Origin of the sequence: Pseudomonas sp. BF-R-19 (assembly GCF_019956445.1) — a bacterium.
Taxonomy (GTDB): domain Bacteria; phylum Pseudomonadota; class Gammaproteobacteria; order Pseudomonadales; family Pseudomonadaceae; genus Aquipseudomonas; species Aquipseudomonas fluorescens_BH.
The window spans coordinates 52,073-72,231 of record NZ_JAHBDN010000103.1; the positions used below are offsets into that span (position 1 = coordinate 52,073).

General features: G+C 59.5%; 11 protein-coding genes and 2 pseudogenes. 5 read left to right on the forward strand and 8 right to left on the reverse strand.

Annotated features, from left to right (window positions below; translation table 11 throughout):
• Positions 1-41 precede the first annotated feature (41 nt).
• Together ccoG and KGB28_RS27955 are read right to left on the reverse strand one after the other, a co-directional pair.
• Positions 42-1,454: a cytochrome c oxidase accessory protein CcoG gene (gene ccoG, locus KGB28_RS27950; RefSeq protein ID WP_223448757.1), complete on the reverse strand. Its 1,413-nt coding sequence runs from the start codon at positions 1,452-1,454 to the stop codon at positions 42-44.
• A gap of 195 nt (positions 1,455-1,649) precedes the next feature.
• Positions 1,650-1,883 carry a DUF3203 family protein gene (locus KGB28_RS27955; protein ID WP_223448758.1) on the reverse strand — a complete coding sequence of 78 codons (234 nt, stop codon included), beginning with the start codon at positions 1,881-1,883 and terminating at the stop codon, positions 1,650-1,652.
• A gap of 122 nt (positions 1,884-2,005) precedes the next feature.
• On the opposite strand from KGB28_RS27955, the gene KGB28_RS27960 reads away from it, so the two are divergent.
• Positions 2,006-2,503 (forward strand): MgtC/SapB family protein, encoded by a 498-nt coding sequence (locus KGB28_RS27960; protein ID WP_223448759.1) that lies wholly within the window; start codon positions 2,006-2,008, stop codon positions 2,501-2,503.
• A gap of 39 nt (positions 2,504-2,542) precedes the next feature.
• On the opposite strand, the gene KGB28_RS27965 is transcribed toward KGB28_RS27960, so the two are convergent.
• Positions 2,543-2,710 (reverse strand): hypothetical protein, encoded by a 168-nt coding sequence (locus tag KGB28_RS27965; RefSeq protein ID WP_223448760.1) that lies wholly within the window; start codon positions 2,708-2,710, stop codon positions 2,543-2,545.
• Between the two features lie 214 nt (positions 2,711-2,924).
• On the opposite strand from KGB28_RS27965, the gene KGB28_RS27970 reads away from it, so the two are divergent.
• The 3 genes from KGB28_RS27970 to glgB all read left to right on the forward strand — a co-directional run bounded on the left by KGB28_RS27970 (position 2,925) and on the right by glgB (position 10,675).
• On the forward strand, positions 2,925-4,919 hold the full coding sequence (locus KGB28_RS27970) for an alpha-1,4-glucan--maltose-1-phosphate maltosyltransferase (protein ID WP_223448761.1): 1,995 nt from the start codon (positions 2,925-2,927) through the stop codon (positions 4,917-4,919).
• 180 nt (positions 4,920-5,099) lie between these two features.
• The gene (treS, locus tag KGB28_RS27975) at positions 5,100-8,441 is read left to right on the forward strand and encodes a maltose alpha-D-glucosyltransferase (protein ID WP_223448762.1); all 3,342 of its coding nucleotides are present in this window, start codon (positions 5,100-5,102) and stop codon (positions 8,439-8,441) included.
• Positions 8,442-8,443: 2 nt separating this feature from the next.
• The gene (gene glgB, locus KGB28_RS27980; RefSeq protein ID WP_223448763.1) at positions 8,444-10,675 is read left to right on the forward strand and encodes a 1,4-alpha-glucan branching protein GlgB; all 2,232 of its coding nucleotides are present in this window, start codon (positions 8,444-8,446) and stop codon (positions 10,673-10,675) included.
• Positions 10,676-10,779: 104 nt separating this feature from the next.
• Here the strand turns inward: glgB and KGB28_RS27985 are convergent, their stop codons facing one another.
• On the reverse strand, positions 10,780-13,680 hold the full coding sequence (locus KGB28_RS27985; protein ID WP_223448764.1) for an RHS repeat-associated core domain-containing protein: 2,901 nt from the start codon (positions 13,678-13,680) through the stop codon (positions 10,780-10,782).
• A gap of 117 nt (positions 13,681-13,797) precedes the next feature.
• Between KGB28_RS27985 and KGB28_RS27990 the strand changes: the two are divergent.
• Positions 13,798-14,045, forward strand: a pseudogene (locus tag KGB28_RS27990) (alpha amylase C-terminal domain-containing protein); the annotation flags it as partial.
• A gap of 98 nt (positions 14,046-14,143) precedes the next feature.
• Here KGB28_RS27990 and KGB28_RS27995 read toward each other — a convergent pair.
• From KGB28_RS27995 to KGB28_RS28005, 4 genes and pseudogenes are all read right to left on the reverse strand, one after another.
• Positions 14,144-16,897 (reverse strand): RHS repeat-associated core domain-containing protein, encoded by a 2,754-nt coding sequence (locus KGB28_RS27995; RefSeq protein ID WP_223448766.1) that lies wholly within the window; start codon positions 16,895-16,897, stop codon positions 14,144-14,146.
• Between the two features lie 82 nt (positions 16,898-16,979).
• Positions 16,980-17,096 (reverse strand): annotated as a pseudogene (locus KGB28_RS31550) (autotransporter outer membrane beta-barrel domain-containing protein); the annotation flags it as partial.
• 48 nt (positions 17,097-17,144) lie between these two features.
• Positions 17,145-17,333, reverse strand: coding sequence for a hypothetical protein (locus KGB28_RS28000; RefSeq protein ID WP_223448767.1), 189 nt, complete (start codon positions 17,331-17,333; stop codon positions 17,145-17,147).
• Positions 17,334-17,442: 109 nt separating this feature from the next.
• Positions 17,443-20,037 (reverse strand): autotransporter outer membrane beta-barrel domain-containing protein, encoded by a 2,595-nt coding sequence (locus KGB28_RS28005; RefSeq protein ID WP_223448768.1) that lies wholly within the window; start codon positions 20,035-20,037, stop codon positions 17,443-17,445.
• Between the last annotated feature and the right edge of the window lie 122 nt (positions 20,038-20,159).

Genomic DNA, 20,159 nt, shown 5'->3' on the forward strand with positions numbered 1-20,159 from the left:
AAAGCAGATCCGCATCTCACAAAGCCCTGCATCTTAAAGGCTCAGCGATTCATCGGCGCAACAAACCGGCTTTTCGCCACGCTGTAAACGCCAGGTTCATCGCTGTCGACCACCTTGAAGTTGATGCTCTGCGAACTGCTCGCCGGACGCTCCGTGAGCATCGCCACCGACACCGGCACATCGACAATCTCCCCCGGCGCCAGGCTCAACCCGGTCTTGCCCCGCAACTCGAAATCATCGGCATCGACCAAGCTCAATTGATAGTCCTGACGCTGTTGGGTCTTGTTGATCACCTTCAGACTGTAGATGTTTTCGATCTGCCCTTGGCTGTTCTCGCGGAAAAGGCCCCGGTCCTTGCTGACGTCGAGCGACACCATCGGTCGTTCCACCAGCGCCATCACCAGGGCTGCGACCATCACCAGCAGCACGGCGGTGTAGCCGATCAGGCGCGGACGCAGCAGGTGGGTCTTGCCACCCTGCAACTGATGCTCGGACGTATAGCTGATCAATCCCGGGGCGTAGCCCATTTTGTCCATGATCGAGTCGCAGGCGTCGATGCACGCGGCGCAACCGATGCATTCCATCTGCAAGCCATCGCGGATATCGATGCCGGTCGGGCAGACCTGTACGCACAGCTGGCAATCGATGCAATCGCCCAAACCCACTTCGGCGGGTTTGACCTCGCGTTTGCGCGGGCCACGGTTTTCGCCTCGGGCCACGTCGTAGGAAATGGTCAGGGTGTCCTTGTCGAACATCACGCTCTGGAACCGTGCGTAGGGGCACATGTGCATGCACACCGCTTCACGCAGCCAACCGGCATTGATGTAGGTGGCACCAGTAAAAAACAGTACCCAGAACAGGCTGACGCCGCTCATTTGGAAAGTCAGCAGCTCTTCGGCCAATGGCCGGATCGGCGTGAAGTAGCCGACGAAGGTCAGGCCGGTCAGCAGGCTGATGGCCAGCCACAGGGTGTGCTTGGCCGAGCGACGCATCAGCTTGTTCAGGCCCCACGGCGCGGCTTGCAACTTGATCCTCTGGTTGCGTTCGCCCTCGGTGATCTTCTCGCACCACATGAAGATCCAGGTCCACGAACTTTGTGGGCAGGTGTAGCCGCACCAGACCCGGCCCGCGAACACGGTGATCGCAAACAGGCCGAACGCGGCAATGATCAACAGCGCCGAGAGCAGAATGAAATCCTGCGGCCAGAAGGTCGCGCCGAAGATATGGAATTTGCTTTGGGAAAGATCCCAGAGCACCGCCTGGCGACCGCCCCAGTTCAACCACACGGTGCCGAAAAACAGCAAGAACAGAAAACCCGCGCCGCTGATACGCAGGTTGCGGAACAGTCCGGTGAAACTGCGGGTGTGGATCAGGTTATCGCTGGATCTGGCCTTCGTCTTCAGACGCGAAGGCTCGAATGTTTCTACGGTTCGGACGGGGATTCTCTCGCTCATGGTCTTTCGCTCATCAGCCTCCATCAGGCATGAGCACTATGAGCGGCGATCTGTTTGCATAACAGACTCAGGTATTGCATTAAAAAGCAGATCAGATGGCCGTGCCTGTACAACCTGCGACAACTTGAAGCAGTCGCCGCTGCCGGGCCCAGGGGCCTTTCCAAAACAGCGGCGGCAGGTGCGGATCAATCCCGGTCAAATTACCGAACCACTGTCGGTGGCTTTCAAGTGCCGGCGCCCATCCACCGCACCTGCGACGGTCAAGGCGTCGGCCTCGGCTTCCGTGATGTAGATGCGCTCGCCTTCGATGTCCACTGCCGACATGGCTTTGGCACCGTCGGTGATGATGGTCACGTCGGGACACAGACGAATGAGTTCGCCATTTTCGGTGGTGAAAAAGCAGGTCTGGTTCTCGATGCGCACGGTCACGGTGGAATCCTTTTTTCAGTGGAATCTAACGTTTCAGGCCGCAACCGCCGGTCATCGTTCTGTGCAACCGATTAATGGTCGCTGCGGTCCACCTTCCATGGCCCCCTCACAAGGACAACCCCATGAACGCCTGGTGGCACGAAGTCTGGGTGACCCTGCAAGCCGAGTTCGCCGACATCGCCGATGCCTCGCAACTGACACGGGTGACCGTGCGCCTGTTGATGGCCGCCTTGCTGGGCGGGATTCTCGGGTTCGAGCGTGAGCACCAGGGCAAGGCCGCCGGCGTGCGCACCCACATGCTGGTGGCAATGGGCGCGGCGCTGTTCGTGTTGGTGCCGCAGATGTCCGGCTCGCAGGCCGATGCCATGAGCCGGGTAGTGCAGGGCGTGATTGCCGGGGTCGGCTTCCTGGGGGCTGGCACTATCCTGAAGAATCACGAGGGCGATGAAGGCCACGTCAAAGGCCTGACCACCGCCGCCGGCCTGTGGATGACCGCAGCCATCGGCGTCGCGGCCGGGCTGGGCCGCGAGGCGACGGCGGTGTTCAGTACGTTGTTGGCGCTGGGGGTGTTCAGTGTGATGCCGGGGATTGTGAAGCTGATCGACAGGGATCACCAATGAGATCGTTCCTTCGGCCAGCACAGAAACGATCAATTGTCGTCATTCAGGATTCACTATCACCGGCGGCATCGTCGGTGGCGGTTCTACCCTTGGCGGCGGGTTGGTGCCGGGTGGATCCTGTTCGGGCACCGGCTGCGGTTCGCTCGGCGGTATCACCGGGTTGTCGATGTTGGGATCGGGGGTTTCAGCCGGGAATGGATTGTTCATTGTTCAGCCTGCGGTGGCACATGGCGTGAGTCGTGCTTAAGTAGATGGACTGGTTGGTTGACCGCGGCGCGAAGGGCTTGATTCCGGAAATTGTCGATGAAACTTTCCCGGCAGCTGTCGCTCGGAACCTAAGTGAGTGCATCCCGGGGCGGATTGCCCGGCGGGGTGTCGACCAGACACAAGCGCGTCCATGGGGCGTAAGGAGAGAGGCTCGATGACGGCTGAAAAACCGACTGAGTTGAGCTACAACCCGCACATGCCGCTGTCGCAGGCGTTGTTGCTGCCGCGTATCGTCATTGAAAACATCATGCCGACCCTTGAAGGCGGACAATTCGCGGTCAAGGCCGTTGTGGGGCAGGACGTGGTGGTGACGGCCAAGGTCTTTGCCGACGGGCATGACAAGCTGGCGGTTCGCGTGCGCTGGCGGGCCGAAGACGAGGACGTCTGGCAAAGCGCGGCCATGCACGACCTGGGCAACAACGGCTGGCAAGGGCAGTTCCGGGCCGACAGCCAGGGCCGCTATCTGTTCTGTATCGAAGCCTGGATCGATCAGTTCGCCAGTTTTTGCTATGAGCTGGAAAAGAAACATGCGGCGGCGGTGCCCGTCAGCCTGGAGTTGCAGGAAGGGCGGATTCATGTCCAGCAGGCCGCCGAACGCAGCGAAGGGCCACTCAGCGAGCAATTGGCGGCCTTGCACCATGAACTGTCAGGGCTGCTTGAAACCGAGCAGATTGCACTGTTTTTGCACCCGCGTAGCGCCGACCTCATGGCCCGCGTCGATCATCGCGCCTACCTGAGCCTGAGCCCGGAGTACCCGGTGGATGTGGAGCGCGAGCTGGCGCAGTTCGCCAGTTGGTACGAGTTGTTCCCGCGTTCGATCACCGACAGTCCGGCGCGCCATGGCACCTTCGATGACGTGCATTCGCGGCTGGCGATGATCCAGGACATGGGTTTCGACGTGCTGTATTTCCCGCCGATCCATCCGATCGGGCGCAGCTACCGCAAAGGCCCGAACAACTCGCTGACGGCGGGCCCCGATGATCCGGGCAGCCCCTATGCGATTGGCAGCGAGGAGGGCGGGCACGAGGCGATTCACTCGCAGTTGGGCAGCCGCGAAGACTTCCGCCGACTGGTGGCGGCCGCTGCGGCCCATGGCCTGGAAATCGCCCTGGATTTTGCCATCCAGTGCTCCCAGGACCATCCATGGCTCAAGCAACACCCTGGCTGGTTCAACTGGCGACCGGACGGCACGATCAAATACGCGGAGAACCCGCCGAAGAAATACCAGGACATCGTCAACGTCGACTTCTATACCCCAGAGGCAATTCCGAGCCTGTGGGTGGAACTGCGCGACATCGTAGTGGGCTGGGTCGAGGAGGGCGTGAAGATCTTCCGCGTCGATAATCCGCACACCAAGCCGTTGCCGTTCTGGCAGTGGCTGATCGCCGATGTACGGGCGCTGTACCCCGAGGTGATCTTCCTCGCCGAAGCCTTTACCACCCCGGCAATGATGGCGCGCCTGGGCAAGGTCGGTTATTCCCAGAGCTACACCTATTTCACCTGGCGCAACACCAAGGCCGAACTGGCGACCTACTTCACTGAACTTAACGAGTCGCCTTGGCGCGAATGCTTTCGACCGAATTTTTTCGTCAATACACCGGACATCAACCCGGCGTTCCTCCATGATTCAGGGCGCCCCGGGTTTCTCATCCGCGCCGTGCTGGCGACCATGGGCTCAGGCCTGTGGGGCATGTATTCGGGTTTCGAGTTGTGCGAGTCGGCGCCGGTGCCGGGCAAGGAGGAATACCTCGATTCCGAGAAGTATGAGATCCGTCCACGGGACTTCAATGCGCCGGGCAACATCATTGCCGAGATCGCCCAGCTCAACCGCATCCGCCGGCAGAACCCGGCGTTGCACACGCATCTGGGCCTGAAGGTCTACAACGCCTGGAACGACAACATCCTGTACTTCGGTAAACGCAGCTTTGACGGCAGCAACTTCGTTCTTGTTGCGGTCAGCCTCGATCCGCACAACGTGCAGGAAGCGAACTTCGAGTTGCCGTTGTGGGAAATGGGCTTGCCGGACTACGCCAGCACCCACGGCGAAGACTTGATGAATGGCCATCGCTGGACCTGGCATGGCAAGCAGCAATTCATGCGGATCGACCCGGCGTATCAGCCGTTCGGGATTTGGAGGATAACCGCCTAGACGCTGAACCTGTGGGAGCGAGCTTGCTCCGGGCGGCGTTCCGACGATGACGTCAGCACATCCAACATCTATGTGTCAGACAGTTCGCCATCGCGAGCAAGCTCGCTCCCACAGGTAAGTCATCGCGTTCGAGGCAGGCGAACGGCCCAGCGGCTTTATCGAATTCACCAGGAGTTGCACATGGCGAAGAAACCCAAGGCAGCCACGTTCATCAAGGACCCGCTCTGGTACAAGGATGCGGTGATCTATCAAGTCCACGTCAAATCGTATTTCGACTCCAACAACGACGGGATTGGCGACTTTCCCGGTCTCATCGCCAAGCTCGACTACATCGCCGACCTGGGCGTCAACACCATCTGGCTGTTGCCATTCTATCCCTCGCCACGGCGCGACGACGGTTATGACATCGCCGAGTACCGCGGCGTACACAGCGACTACGGCACCATGGCCGATGCCAGGCGGTTCATTGCCGAGGCGCACAAGCGCGGCCTGCGGGTGATCACCGAGCTGGTCATCAACCACACCTCCGACCAGCACGCCTGGTTCCAGCGGGCGCGCAAGGCCAAACCCGGATCGGCGGCGCGGGACTTCTACGTGTGGTCCGATGACGATCATAAATACGATGGCACCCGCATCATTTTCCTCGACACCGAAAAGTCCAACTGGACCTGGGACCCGGTCGCCGGCCAATACTTCTGGCACCGTTTCTACTCCCACCAGCCCGACCTGAACTTCGATAACCCGCAAGTCATGAAAGCGGTACTGTCAGTGATGCGTTACTGGCTCGACATGGGCATCGACGGCTTGCGCCTGGACGCGATTCCCTACCTGATCGAGCGCGACGGCACCAACAACGAGAACCTGCCGGAAACCCATGACGTCCTGAAAAAGATCCGCGCCGAAATCGACGCCAACTACCCCGACCGCATGCTGTTGGCCGAGGCCAATCAGTGGCCGGAAGACACCCAGTTGTACTTCGGCGACACCGACAAGAAAGGCCTGAACGGCGACGAATGCCACATGGCCTTTCACTTCCCGTTGATGCCGCGCATGTACATGGCGCTGGCCCAGGAAGATCGCTTCCCGATTACCGACATTCTGCGCCAGACCCCGGATATCCCCGCCAACTGCCAATGGGCAATCTTCCTGCGCAACCACGATGAGTTGACCCTGGAGATGGTCACCGACAAGGAACGCGACTACCTGTGGAATTACTATGCTGCCGACCGCCGGGCGCGGATCAATCTGGGGATTCGCCGTCGCCTGGCGCCGCTGATGGAGCGTGACCGCCGCCGGGTCGAACTGCTCAACAGCCTGCTGCTGTCCATGCCCGGCACGCCGACCCTGTATTACGGCGACGAAATCGGCATGGGCGACAACATCTACCTCGGTGACCGCGACGGTGTGCGCACGCCCATGCAATGGTCCATCGACCGCAACGGCGGCTTCTCCCGCGCCGACCCGGCGAGCCTGGTGCTGCCGCCGATCATGGACCCGCAATATGGCTACCTGTCAGTCAACGTCGAAACCCAGGCCGGCGATCCGCATTCGCTGTTGAACTGGACCCGGCGCATGCTCGCCGTGCGCAAGCAATCCAAGGCCTTCGGGCGCGGTACGTTGAAGATGCTGTCGCCGAGCAACCGGAGGATTCTGGCCTACACCCGCGAATACACCGGGGTGGACGGCAAGCACGAAGTCATTCTGTGCGTGGCCAACGTGTCGCGCAGTGCCCAGGCCGCCGAGCTGGATCTGTCGGCCTACGTCGGCATGGTGCCGGTGGAAATGCTCGGGGGTAACGCATTCCCGCCCATTGGCCAGCTGAATTTCCTCCTGACGCTGGCGCCGTACGGCTTCTACTGGTTCGGCCTCGCCGCGGAAAACCAGATGCCGAGTTGGCACGTGGAGCCCGCACAGAGTCTGCCGGACTTCACCACGCTGGTGCTGAAAAAACGCATGGAGGAACTGTTGGAGGCGCCGTCACGCAGCACGCTGGAGCAAAGCATCCTGCCCAACTGGTTGCAGAACCGCCGCTGGTTCGCCGGCAAGGACGCCGCGATCGAACAGGTCGAATTGGCCTATGGGGTGCGGTTCGGCGACCCGCAGCATCCGGTGCTGTTCAGCGAGATCAATGTCACCAGCGCTGGCCAGAGCAGCCGCTACCAGTTGCCGTTCGGCTTTATCTCGGAGGATCAGGTCGGTACTCCGTTGCCGCAGCAATTGGCATTGTCGCGGGTACGGCGCGGACGCCAGGTCGGCCTGATCACCGATGCCTTCAGCCTGGACACCTTCGTGCATGCCGTATTGCAGGGCATTCAGGCCGGCACCGTATTGACCTCCAGCGATGGTGACATCCGCTTCGAGTCCACCGCGGAGCTTGAAAAACTCGGCCTCAATGCCGAGTCGCCGGTACGTTACCTGTCCGCCGAACAGTCCAACAGCTCGGTGGTGATCGGCAACAGCCTGGTGCTGAAGCTGATCCGCAAGGTCGCCTGCGGTGTGCACCCGGAACTGGAAATGAGCGCGTACCTGACCGAAGCCGGGTTCAGCAATATTTCGCCATTACTGGGGGCCGTGGTGCGCCGGGATGGTGCGGGTGAAGACAATCTGCTGATGATCGCCCAAGGCTATCTGAGCAATCAGGGCGACGCCTGGGAGTGGACGCAGAACAACCTCGAACGGGCGCTGCGCGATGAACTGGCCGACGCCGTGTCCGAGCAGGAACAACATTACAACGCGCTCGGCGAACTGAAAGATTTCGCCGCTATGCTCGGTCAGCGTCTGGGGGAAATGCATCAGGTGCTGGCGGCGCCGAGTGCCAACCCGGACTTCTTGCCCCAGGTCACCACGCAGAAAGAGGCGCGGGCCTCGGCCAAGGATGTTGCTGCGCAAATCGAGCACGCGCTGAACTTGCTCAAACAGCATAAAAATCAACTGAACCCGGCGGACCAGACCCTGGTCGGCCGTTTACTGGACAACAGGAAAGCCATCCTCGGCCATGTACAAGCATTGGGCAAAAAGACCGCGGGCGGCTTGCGCATTCGTGTACACGGCGATCTGCATCTGGGGCAGGTGCTGGTGATCAAGGGCGATGCCTACCTGATCGACTTCGAGGGCGAACCGGCCCGGCCATTGCATGAACGACGGGGCAAACACAGCCCGTACAAGGATGTCGGCGGCGTGCTGCGTTCCTTCGACTATGCGGCGGCGATGGCGATCAATGTGCAGAGCGTCGATAACACCGCGGCGGCCGATGCCGCGCGCTTGCGGGTCACCGAGCGCTACTTGAGCGAGGCGCGGCAAGCATTTGTCGACGCTTATCGGCTGGCGGCAGCTAGTCTTGCCCATGCATGGCAAGATCCCGAAGGCGAGGATGCCGCGCTGGCGTTGTTCGGTCTGGAGAAGGCGGCGTATGAAGTGGCTTATGAGGCGGAAAATCGCCCCGCCTGGTTGCCCGTGCCGTTGCACGGTTTATATGGATTATTGAGTGGGCTTAAACCCTTTTCCGATCTTGGTGGAGAGTAGTCATGAGTGTCTCGAACAAGGAACAGGGTCATCACAAAGAAGCGCTGCTGCCCAGGGCGCGGGATATCGATGCATTGGTGCGTGCCGAGCATATCGATCCTTTCGCCATTCTCGGCCCTCACGCCGATGGCGCTGGCGGGCAATTCATTCGCGCGTATCTGCCGGGCGCCCTGAGTGTGCAGGTGCTGGCCAGGGACTCCGGCGAAGAGCTGGGTCACCTTGAAGTCACGGAGACGCCGGGGTTGTTCGTCGGGCATTTCCAGCATGCGCAAGCGTATCTGTTGCGCACCCGTTGGGCCGGCGGCGAGCAAACCGCAGAAGATCCTTACAGCTTCGGCCCGTTGTTGGGCGAAATGGATTTGTACCTGTTTGCCGAAGGCAATCACCGCGACCTCAGCGCGTGCCTGGGCGCGCAACTGAAAACCGTGGACGGTGTCGATGGCGTGCGTTTCGCCGTGTGGGCGCCGAATGCCCGGCGGGTATCGGTGGTCGGCGATTTCAACGTCTGGGACGGGCGCCGGCACCCGATGCGCCTGCGTCATCCCACCGGAGTCTGGGAATTGTTCATCCCGCGCCTGCAAGCCGGGGACACCTATAAATACGAGATTCTCGGCGCCCACGGCATCCTGCCGCTGAAGGCCGATCCCGTGGCGCTGGCCACCAGCCTGCCACCGGACACCGCCTCGAAAGTCGCCTCACCCTTGAACATCGACTGGCAGGACCAGGACTGGATGTTGTCCCGGGGTGACCGCCAGCGGGTGACCGCGCCGTTGTCGATCTACGAATTGCACGCCGGCTCGTGGCAATGCGAGCTGGACGACCTCGGTGAAGTGGCCCGCCAGTACACCTGGCCGGAATTGACCGAGCGGCTGATTCCCTATGTCAAAGACCTCGGTTTCACCCACATCGAACTGATGCCGATCATGGAGCACCCGTTCGGCGGTTCGTGGGGCTATCAGTTGCTGTCGCAATTCGCGCCGAGTGCGCGCTATGGCACGCCGGACCAGTTCGCCGCGTTCATCAACGCCTGCCATCAGGCCGAACTCGGGGTAATTCTCGATTGGGTGCCGGCGCATTTCCCCACCGATATCCACGGCTTGGCCCAGTTCGACGGCACGGCGCTGTACGAGTATGGCAACCCGCAGGAAGGGTTCCACCAGGACTGGGACACGTTGATCTATAACTTGGGTCGCACCGAAGTGCACGGCTACATGCTGGCGTCGGCGCTGCACTGGCTCAAGCATTTCCATGTCGACGGCCTGCGGGTCGATGCGGTGGCCTCGATGCTCTACCGCGACTACTCGCGCAAGGCCGGCGAGTGGGTGCCGAACCGCCATGGCGGGCGGGAGAACCTGGAAGCCATCGACTTCCTGCGTCACCTCAATGACGTGGTGGCCCTCGAAGCGCCCGGTGCGCTGGTGATCGCCGAGGAATCCACCGCATGGCCGGGTGTCAGCCAGGGCACGCAACAGGGCGGCCTGGGCTTTGCCTACAAATGGAACATGGGCTGGATGCACGATTCGCTGCATTACATCCAGCAGGACCCGGTGTACCGCGCCCATCACCACAACGAGCTGAGTTTCGGCCTGGTGTATGCGTGGTCCGAGCGCTTCATCCTGCCGATCTCCCACGATGAAGTGGTGCACGGCAAACACTCGCTGATCGACAAGATGCCCGGCGACCGCTGGCAGAAATTCGCCAACCTGCGGGCTTACCTGAGTTTCATGTGGGCGCATCCGGGCAAGAAGCTGCTGTTCATGGGCTGCGAATTCGGCCAATGGCGCGAGTGGAACCATGACCAGCAACTGGACTGGTACCTGTTGCAATACCCCGAGCACAAGGGCGTGCAGAAACTGGTGTCTGACCTCAACCGCTTGTACCGCGAAGCGCCGGCGCTGCATGAGCAGGACGATGTACCGCAGGGCTTCCAGTGGCTGATCGGCGATGACGCGATCAACAGCGTTTATGCGTGGTTGCGCTGGAGCAAGGACGGCGAACCGATGCTGGTGGTGGCCAACTTCACCCCGGTGCCGCGCGAGGCTTATCGCGTTGGGGTGCCGTTTGCCGGGCAATGGAACGAGGTGCTCAACAGCGATTCGTCGATCTATGCCGGTTCCAATTATGGCAACAGTGGCGGGGCGGTGGCCGAGGAGACGCCGAGCCATGGGCAGGCGTTGTCGTTGGTGCTGAATTTGCCGCCGTTGGCGGTGTTGATATTGCGGCCTGGGGAGTGATTTTGAGCACCAAAACACTTGGTATCTTGCGTTTGATCTTGTAGTACAGGGCTTGTCCGCTCATGAAGACCGCTGACAAAGGCCTTGAGCGGACGGGTGTTGTACTAAATCCAGAAGTGGTAACGAGACGGCGGAGCTGTTGTTTTTTCAAGCATTACATACCTAATTCCCGTTTTTCGTTCCTGAAAGTCGTCTGTGACTTTGAATTGGGTTCCAGGTGGGAATACGCCCTCTGACTCAAAGCTGTTATTGACGCTTGAAGCTCCTTTTGCAACAAATAATACTGAGTGTGTAGACGATTTGAAGGCGCTGTCATGGAATTTGTCCATAAATTTAATGGCAGTCTTCCTGTCCGGGGTAAAGGATGTGAAGCCACTGGTTTCCACTATGTCACCCTTGTTGAAGCCAGTGTAGGTAAGGCGTGCGCCTCTATAGAGTTCTCCTTTCAATGGAGTGCCTAATGAGTCACCCATTAATAAAACAGTATGTTTGGCGTTGTTGCTTGATGCGGCAAGTAGCTCAAGCGCGGGTTCGAGAAATTGTTCTTGCTGGGTGCTGGTTAATTTGATTGCTCCCGTCGATCCATTGTTGGTTCGTAGCTCTCGAAGTGCTTCTTTGCGAGCTTCCTTGAAACTGATCATCACGTTCGGTGTTGTCACGGAACTTCTCAGTCCTTCCGTAAAATAATCTCTAGCGATTCCGTTAATATATTTGGCTCCCGCATTGGTGCTCCAGAATATGTGAAGTCCTTTTTTTTCATTGTTTGTTGGTTCTCTGTAATTCGTAGTTGCTTGCGGTGTACTCTGCGATTCGGCTATTGCCGCGGCTGCTGCAAAACCCAGCCTTGACATGATCGTTTCAGCATATTGTTGTGGGTCAGCTCCCTTTCCTTTCAAGTATTGATTGACAACATCAAGTACATCTTCTCGAGGAAGTTCACCCATATCTTTTTTGATTATATTTGCTATCCGGATGATATTTCCCAATGTTAGTTCTGTTCCAGTATACCCATCCAGATCTCCAAAGTTTATGGGCCTGTTTCTTACCATTGAATACAAATTCATCCCATCCACATACCCCGCCGGATCCGGATTAATCCACCGCTGCAACCAAGACGCGTAATAACGGAACCCATAATAATAAAGCCCCGTCGCATCCCGCTCCTTGCCCGAATAACGCACGGTCTTGTACTTGGCCTCAATAGCCGATCGGGCCGCGAAGCAAGCCGTACCACCAAACGGGTAATACCATTCCTGGCTGATCAGGTCGGCGTTTTGGTCCAGTTCCAGTGTGCTGGAATGCAGGTGATCGTTGAGGCTGTAACGCACTTGGTCGTTGGTGATGTTCTCGGGTGGTTTGGCAAGCCAGTGCAGCACCTGCACGCTATTGCTGCCGGCGCTGGCGTTGATCACATGAAGGATTTCGCCGGTGCCGCCATGGCTACGGATTTCCACGCCGGGCAGGTAACGCACTTCGCTGATCAGTGTGCGAGCGTTGGTCTGGTTTGAGCGAAGTTTGCGCACCCGTTGGCCGCCGCCGTCGTAAATATAGCGTTCGTAGTCGTCGTTGCTGTCTTCGCGGACGACCGGCTGCACGGTGGACAGCTGATTGCGCAGGTCCCAGGCGAGCGACTGGCCCGCTTGCAGTTCACGCAGGTTGCCATTGGCATCGAAACCGGCGGCCAGTTCTTCTTCAGTCGGAGGGCGGCCGTTGCGTTCGGATAGGCAACGGTTGCTGTACTGGGCGCGGGTCAGAGTGCGGCCATGGGGCTGGGCACCAACGTGTGTCAGGTCCACCAAATTACCGCCGGCGTCGTAGTAATACGTCTGGCTGTAATTGGCAACCTGGTTGGGGTCGAGGGGCAAGGGCTGAAGGTCGGGCAGGGCGGGTCCGCCGTGTCCGGTCCTGGCCTCCCATCCCGTGGCTTCGATCAACTGATCGAGGGTGTCGTAGCGATAGGTCTTGAGCGGCTCGATGCGCTGGTTGTTGAAATAGCGGATCGGTTGGGCGGCGTCTTCGATGCTCATCACATTACCGACCGCGTAGTAGCGGTATTTCAGGTCCTGCAGTGGCGTGCCATTGGCCTTGTGTGCACTCAGCCCGATGAGGCGACCATCCGCCGGATCGTAGCGGTGGCGGGTGACGACGCCGTTGCCGGCGGTTTCCGACTCGATCTGGCCGGCGGCGTTGTAGTGGAGATCTCTGGCCAGGGTCAGCTCTTGCTGACCGTCGCCGGCCAGGGTCAGTAGCGTGTCCTTTAATGCGCCAGCGACGCTATAGGTAAAACGCTGGCGATTGTCCAGCGTATCGATTTGCTGGAGCAACTCGCCGCTGGCGGCGTAGTGCCAGGAAGTGATGGCGCCTTCAATGGGCTCAACCAGCGCATCTCGAGCGTGCACGTTGTCTGGCCAGTTCGCGGGATGGGTATCCAGCAAAAAGTGCCGGGTCTGTTGCAGCACTGCGCCAGCGATGCCGATTTCGCGCAGGTGCAGCGTTCCGGCGGGGTCGTCATGACGAAGCAATTGACCGCATAGATTGTGTGATGCAGCGTCGTCGTCAATGGCCGCATACGTGAAGCGTTCAAGGGTAAATTCTGCAAGCCCTTCGCCGCGTTCGTGTACGCCCACCGGACGCAGCAGTTCATCGAACTCAGTTTGGGAATGGCTGCCACGGCCGTCCCAGCCCTCGGCGCGTTGCCCGGCAGCTCCGTGCAACGCTACCCGCCAGCCTGCATCCACGCTGTTACTCGCCAACGGTGCGCCGGACAAACTGAACACCTGGCTAAGGTTGGCCGGCACCGACGCATCGTTCTGCGCCAGGGCAAACAGATACGGATCACGGCTGGCCACCGGCCTGCCGGCGGCATCGAACCGTTGATGCGTCACCCGTGCCTCAAGTGGATCGGCCATCTGCCGCCGATGGAACTGCACCGTCCTGACTGTCAGCCCACGTGAGTCCGAAACCGCAAGGGTTGGCGTGCCGTGATGCGCATAATCCAATGACATCCGTGACGGCCTCGATCAGGGTGACTTGCCCATCAGAATGCATCACCGCCAATGCTGTGGATACTGTAAGAAATACCGGTTTTTACCAGCGCATCTGCAGCGTTGCTTCACAGGAGAAAGGAGGGACGATCGGTGCTGATGGTGGAGAACTCCACGCCGATACCCACGAGGCCAATCGTATTGGTGTGCCGTTTACCGGGCAGTGGAACGAGGTGCTCAACAGCGATTCGTCGATTTATGCCGGTTCTAATTATGGCAACAGTGGCGGGGCTGTTGCCGAGGAGACGCCGAGCCATGGGCAGGCGTTGTCGCTGGTGCTGAATTTGCCGCCGTTGGCGGTGTTGATGTTAAGGCCGGAGGGGTAAACCGAGGTCATTCGCAGACATGCCTCGCTCCTACATATTGTTGTTTTCCTGTAGGAGGGAGGCTGTCGAATTTCAGATGGCATTAGTCATCAATTGCGTTAATGACGCGATTGTGTGCTTGGCATTTGATCGGGCGGATTAGTCCGGGTTCGCCGAAACAGTCTTGGAAAACAGGAAAATGGACCATTACTTTGTCTTTGAGGAGATCGTTCCCTTGAGGGGGCAACTGCCGGCGCGCCTCTAGAGGACGTTTGCGCGGGAGATAATGAAGGTGCAACTATGAGGAAGTAATGGCCAGCCTCCCATCCATCGACATCAGTAACTCTTTCCTGTGTCATGCTAAGAATACTTAGGCCAAGCTCTTTCATGCTTCTTGCGGTTGACTTTCCAATTGGCGTGTTGTTGGTGAATTTTTCAAGCAGCTCCTTCGAGTTGTTTTCAAGGTTTTCTGTTTCTTTCAGTGTGATTTCATTTATAACCATGTCCAACTTTATTTCTGATGGAAGGTAACCAAAAAAACCATTCTCTTTCGATATTGTAATATATTGATGTGTGAGTACGTCGCTAGCAAAATATTCAGTTACTTGAGGCTCTCGGAAATTCTCTTTGAATACCCAAAAATTTCTCTGAAACTCATTGAGAAATCTACTATCCCCATCTTCTGATTCCATTTCGTACCGAGATATGCGTTCGTGCTGCATGGTGTTCTCAACAAACATAAAGCGTTTTTTTGATTCTTTTGGGGCAGAGTCAAGTCGCAGCTGCATATCTTTATCGTAATAATTTAAACTAAGTTGGTGGTGAGGGCCGTTGTTTTCATTTTCAGCGCGAGCGACTGGTCGTTCGGGGGCAAGCCCATTTGGGTCTAAGAATGCAATGGGATTATTTCTAACCATTTTGTATCTGTTTAGCCCATCTAAATCTCCCGCCGGGTCCGGACTAATCCACCGCTGCAACCACGGCGCGTAATACCTGAATCCATAGTAATAAAGCCCCGTCGCATCTCGCTCCTTGCCCGAATAACGTACGGTCTTGTACTTGGCTTCGGTGGCCGAGCGGGCAGCGAAACACGCCGTACCACCAAACGGGTAATACCATTCCTGGCTGATCAGGTCGGCGTTCTGGTTCAGTTCCAGTGCGCTGGATTGCAGGTGGTCATTGAGGCTGTATCGCACTTGGTCGTTGGTGATGTCCTCGGGTGGTTTGGCCACCCAGTGCAGCACCTGCACGCTGTTACTGCCAGCACTGGCGGTGATCGCATGAAGGATTTCCCCGGTGCCGCCATGACTGCGTATTTCCACGCCGGGCAGGTACCGCACTTCGCTGACCAGTGTGCGGGTGTTGGTCTGGTTTGAACGAATCTTGCGCACCCGCTGGCCGCCACCGTCGTAGAGGTAGCGTTCGTAGTCGTCGTTACCGTTTTCGCGGACGACCGGGCGCACGGTGGACAGTTGATTGCGCAGGTCCCAGTCCATCGACTGGCCCGCTTGCAGTTCACGCAGGTTGCCATTGGCATCGAAACCGGCGGCCAGTTCTTCTTCCGTCGGCGGACGGCCGTTGCGTTCGGGCAGGCAACGGTTGCTGTACTGGGCGCGGGTCAGCGTGCGGCTGTGAGGCTGGGCACCAATGTGCGTCAGGTCCAGCAGATTGCCGCCCGCTTCGTAGTGATAAGTCTGGCTGTATTGGGCGATCTGGTTGGGGTTGAGCGGCAAAGGCTGCAAGTCGGGCAGGGCAGGGCCGCAATGGCCGGTCCTGGCCTCCCATCCCGTGGCTTCGATCAACTGATCGAGGGTGTCGTAGCGATAGGTCTTGAGCGGCTCAATGCGCTGGTTGTTGAAATAGCGGATCGGTTGGGCGGCGTCTTCGATGCTCAGAACGTTACCGACCGCGTAGTAGCGGTATTTCAGGTCCTGCAGTGGCGTGCCATTGGCCTTGTGTGCACTCAGCCCGATGAGGCGGCCGTCCTCAGGGTCATAGCGGTGACGGGTGATAACGCCGTTGCCGGCGGTTTCCGATTCGATCTGACCGGAGGCGTTGTAGCGGAGGTCGCTGACCAGCGTTCGTTCTGTCTGGTCGGGGCCGGCCAAGGTCAGTCGCGTGTCTTTCAATTCGGCGGCGACGGTGTAGGTAAAACGCTGACGATTACCCAGGGCATCGATTTGCCGGAGCAGTTCACCGCTGGCGGCATAGTGCAGCGCGGTGGTGGCGCCCTCTGCGGGTTCAAGCAAGGCATCGCGGGCGAGCACGCTGTCGGGCCAGTTCACCGGCAAGGTAGCCAGCAAAAAATGCCGGGTCTGTTGCAGCAGCGCGCCACCGAGCCCCAATTCCTGCAGGTGCAACGTCCCGGCCGGGTCGTCATGGCGCATCAACTGGCCGCACAGATTGCGTGAGGCCGCGTCGGCATCGCCCCCCGCATAAGTAAATCGCTCAAGGACGTGCTCCGCGACCTCTTTACCACGCTCCTGTATGGTCACCGGCCGCAGCAATTCATCGAACTCGGTCAGGGAATGGCTGCCACGGCCGTCCCACGCCTCGACGCGCTGCCCGGCCGCACCCTGCAACGCCACCCACCAACCCGCATCCACGCTGTCACTCGCCAACGGCACGCCGGACAAACTGAACACCTGGCTAAGGTTGGTTGGCACCGACGCATCGTTCTGCGCCAAGGCAAACAGATACGGATCACGACTGGCCACCGGCCGGCCGACGGCATCGAAGCGTTGATGCGTCACCCGCAGGTCGAGCGGATCGGCTGCCTGCCGCCGATGAAACTGCACAGCCCTGATTGCCAGACCTCGCGGATCAATGACAGCAAGCGATGGCGTGCCGCGATGAGCATTATCCAAAGACATCCGTGACGGCCTCGATCAGGGTGACTTGCCCGTCACACTGCATCACCGTCAATGCTGTGGATACTGTAAGAAATACCAGTTTTCACCAGCGCATCCGCACACCCAGGCTGCCGATCAACCCGTTCAGGTCGTTGTCGTCCACGTCGCTGCTGTAGTCGGCGCTGATGTACAGGCTCACCGGTTTGTGCCTGGCGAGAAGGCTGGACATAGAGTTGGTCCCAGGTCGTGGGCGCGGCGTCTGCGGTGGTCAGGTTGGACCGGGATAGGTTTCTGCAAGGGTAGGCAGACTGAGTGTCGGGATGTCCTGGCGATACCACGGGGCTGTTTCTTGCTCGTCAGTGGCGGCTTGTACTTGCATGGTGAAACACAGCAGGAGTGAACTCGACTCCGTGCAAAAAGTGACTTTGATCTCTTGTGGGGTGAGTGGGATTTTCATGGCGGTCTACCTTGCAGTCGCAGGCGGTATCTCGCTCCGGCGTCTCTCCTACCCCGAATGAGGGGCGACCGAATGGAAAAAAACCTCGGGACGGCGCAGATGTCCTCCATTACCACTTCACCCGGACCCCCACGTTACCGAACGTTCCCCGTTGTTGGTTGCTGTCGATATTGCTGGTGTAGTCGAGTCCGGCGTACACGCTGACCGAGGCCGCAACGCTCAGCACCATGCCGATACCGAGGTCGGCGGACGAGGTTCGTTGTTGGGTTTCGACCTGATCGAGATGGTCAAAGGTGACCGTATCGGTACCGGTGAAGGTGTGCCAGATGTTGGCCCGCAGATAGGGTTCCAGCGGCCGGCCGCCGACCTCGTAGCGACCCTTGAGGCGTGCGCCGACGCGGCCGGTCCAGGCACTGTCGGAATCGAACGAGACATGGGAGATGCCGTCGTCCTGGCTGTCGAGTTTGACCTTCTGGTAAATCGCCTGGGCCTGGGGTTCGACCACCCAGTTACCGGTCACCGCGATCGGGTATCCGACTTCTGCCGATAACGTCGTTACGTGCCCGTCATTGTCGATCTTCAGTCCACTGTCGGAACGGTTGTCGCCGTTGAGCCAGGTGTACATGGCCACGGTATCGAGATACGCGCCGGCGAGATCGGTCAGGGTCCAGTAAACGCCAAGGCTGTCGCCTTGCAACTCGACGTTGCCGGAGCGCTTGCCTGTGAAGCCCTGATTGAAACCGTCGACATCGCCTTGCAGGCGGCTGTGGCCGATGAAGAAACCGCTGCGCTGGGTTTGCCCGCCCGCCAACTCTGAGCTGAACAGATCATTGCCGACCTGAAAGCCATTGAGCGAGCCGTCCAGTCTTGGCGTGACGGTACCGGCCCAGGTCTGTTCGAGGTTCTTGCCGTAGACCCGGCCCCAACCGGCACTGAGCGCACCGGTTTGCGTCAGCAGGCGCTGATCGCCCTGACGGTCATGAAAAGTGCCCAGTGCTGTCAGGCTCAATTGTGCTGCAGCCGGCGGCACCACCGACCAGGTAGGCACCGCCTCGCGATACAGGGGGATTGGTGCTGCGCCGGGTACGGCGGCTGGCAACACCGGGGCTTCGACCGTCACGACGCCTTCAACTCCTTGAACCCCGGTGGCCACAACCACGGGCGCGGCGACCGGCACTGCGACGATGGGCACCAGCGTCGGCGGCAAGGCGGGATCAGGGTTGGCGACGGCTACCACTGGCGGTGCCACCACCGAGGAGCGCAAATACCAACTGTTTTCGCTGCCCGGTGTGATGCCGCCTTTGAACAGGCGGTAATCGAAAGCGCCAACCGACACCGGGGCTTTGAGGGCGAACGCGGTGTTGTCGCTGACCGCCGTGCCTTGGGCCTGTACCAGCTGGATACCGTTTTGCCCGGTCAGGGCCCCCGCGCCGCCAACGTTAATGACGCTGATCAGGGTGCTGCCGGTCAATGTGCCGTTGTTGACCACCAGCTTGTCGCTGGGAGAGCTGTCATCGCCCACGGCGCTTTGCAAGAGCAACTGGCCGCCGTTACCCACGTAATTGCCTTCAACCGTCAGGCTGTCATTGGTCCGCGAGTTGCCACGGGTGAGGTCGATGACCCCGCTGTTGTTCAGGGTAACGAGCCGACCTGTGGTCAATGGCGTGATGCTGCCCTGCACCGACGTCAGCGTACTGCTGCCATCAACGTTGAACACGCCGGTGCCGCTGGTGCTGTCCCCCAGCTGCAAGTTGTCATCCAGATCGAACCGCGAGCCATTGATCAGGTTGACGGTTTCCCCGTTGATGTAGCGGGCGGCGCCTGACGAGGTGGTGTGATCGAAGGTCAGCAGGTCATTGCCGACGCCGCCATTGATGCTCGGGGTGAGGGCGAGGGTGCTTTCGCTGAGGTTGCGCAGGGTGGCGCTGTCGTTGCCGGCCTCCAGCAGGATTTGCGAGCGGATGGTCCCGTCGCCGTCCCACACCAGGGTGTCATCGCCGTTGCCGGCGCGGATCTCGCCGACGATTTCCCCGCCGGTGACCGTGATGCTGTCGTTGCCACTGCTGACACTGATATTGCCGCCGATGCGTCCCCCGGAAACGCTGATGGTATCGGTACCCAGACCGGTCACCAGGTTGCCGAGGATCTGCCCGCCGGACATATCGAAAATATTGTTATCGAGCTTCATGTCGACCCGGCCGATGGTGCCACCGGTCATCCTGGCGACGTCGCCGTCCTGGAAGGCGCCAACAATGGTGCCGCCAGTCATCAGGAAGGTGTCGCGGCCGTCGCCTTGGGCCAGGGACTGAAGGTTCCCGCCAGACATGACGAAGTTATCGATGCCATTGCCCTGGCTGACCGCTCCGGTGACTTGCCCGGCGCTGATCGTAAAGCTGTCCGCCCCGTCGCCCTGATTCACGGCGCCGGCCACGATGCCGGAGGCCATGTTCACAGTGTCGGCGCCGGCGCCGAAGGTCACGTTGCCGTTGATCCTGCCGGTGCCGTTGGCAGGAAAGGTCAGGGTGTTATTGCCCGACAAATCGGTCAACGGCCCGCTGGTGGCGCTGTCGCAGACGAAGCTGTCGTTACCGGCGGTGGGGGTGAGTGTGCAGGCGGCGTAGGCGGGAAAGGACCAGCCCAAGCATAAACAGATTGAAACGGCACAGGTGCTGTAACGGTACTTGGGCAGATAGGAAAAGGTCATGATCATCTCCCGCGTTTGGATTGGCAACCGAGTCGCCGGTGTCCATTGATGGGATTACTGTGCGTTGTAAATCCCTATTGGTCATCAGTGTGCACGCCAGTACCGTAGCAATAGTTTTTAGC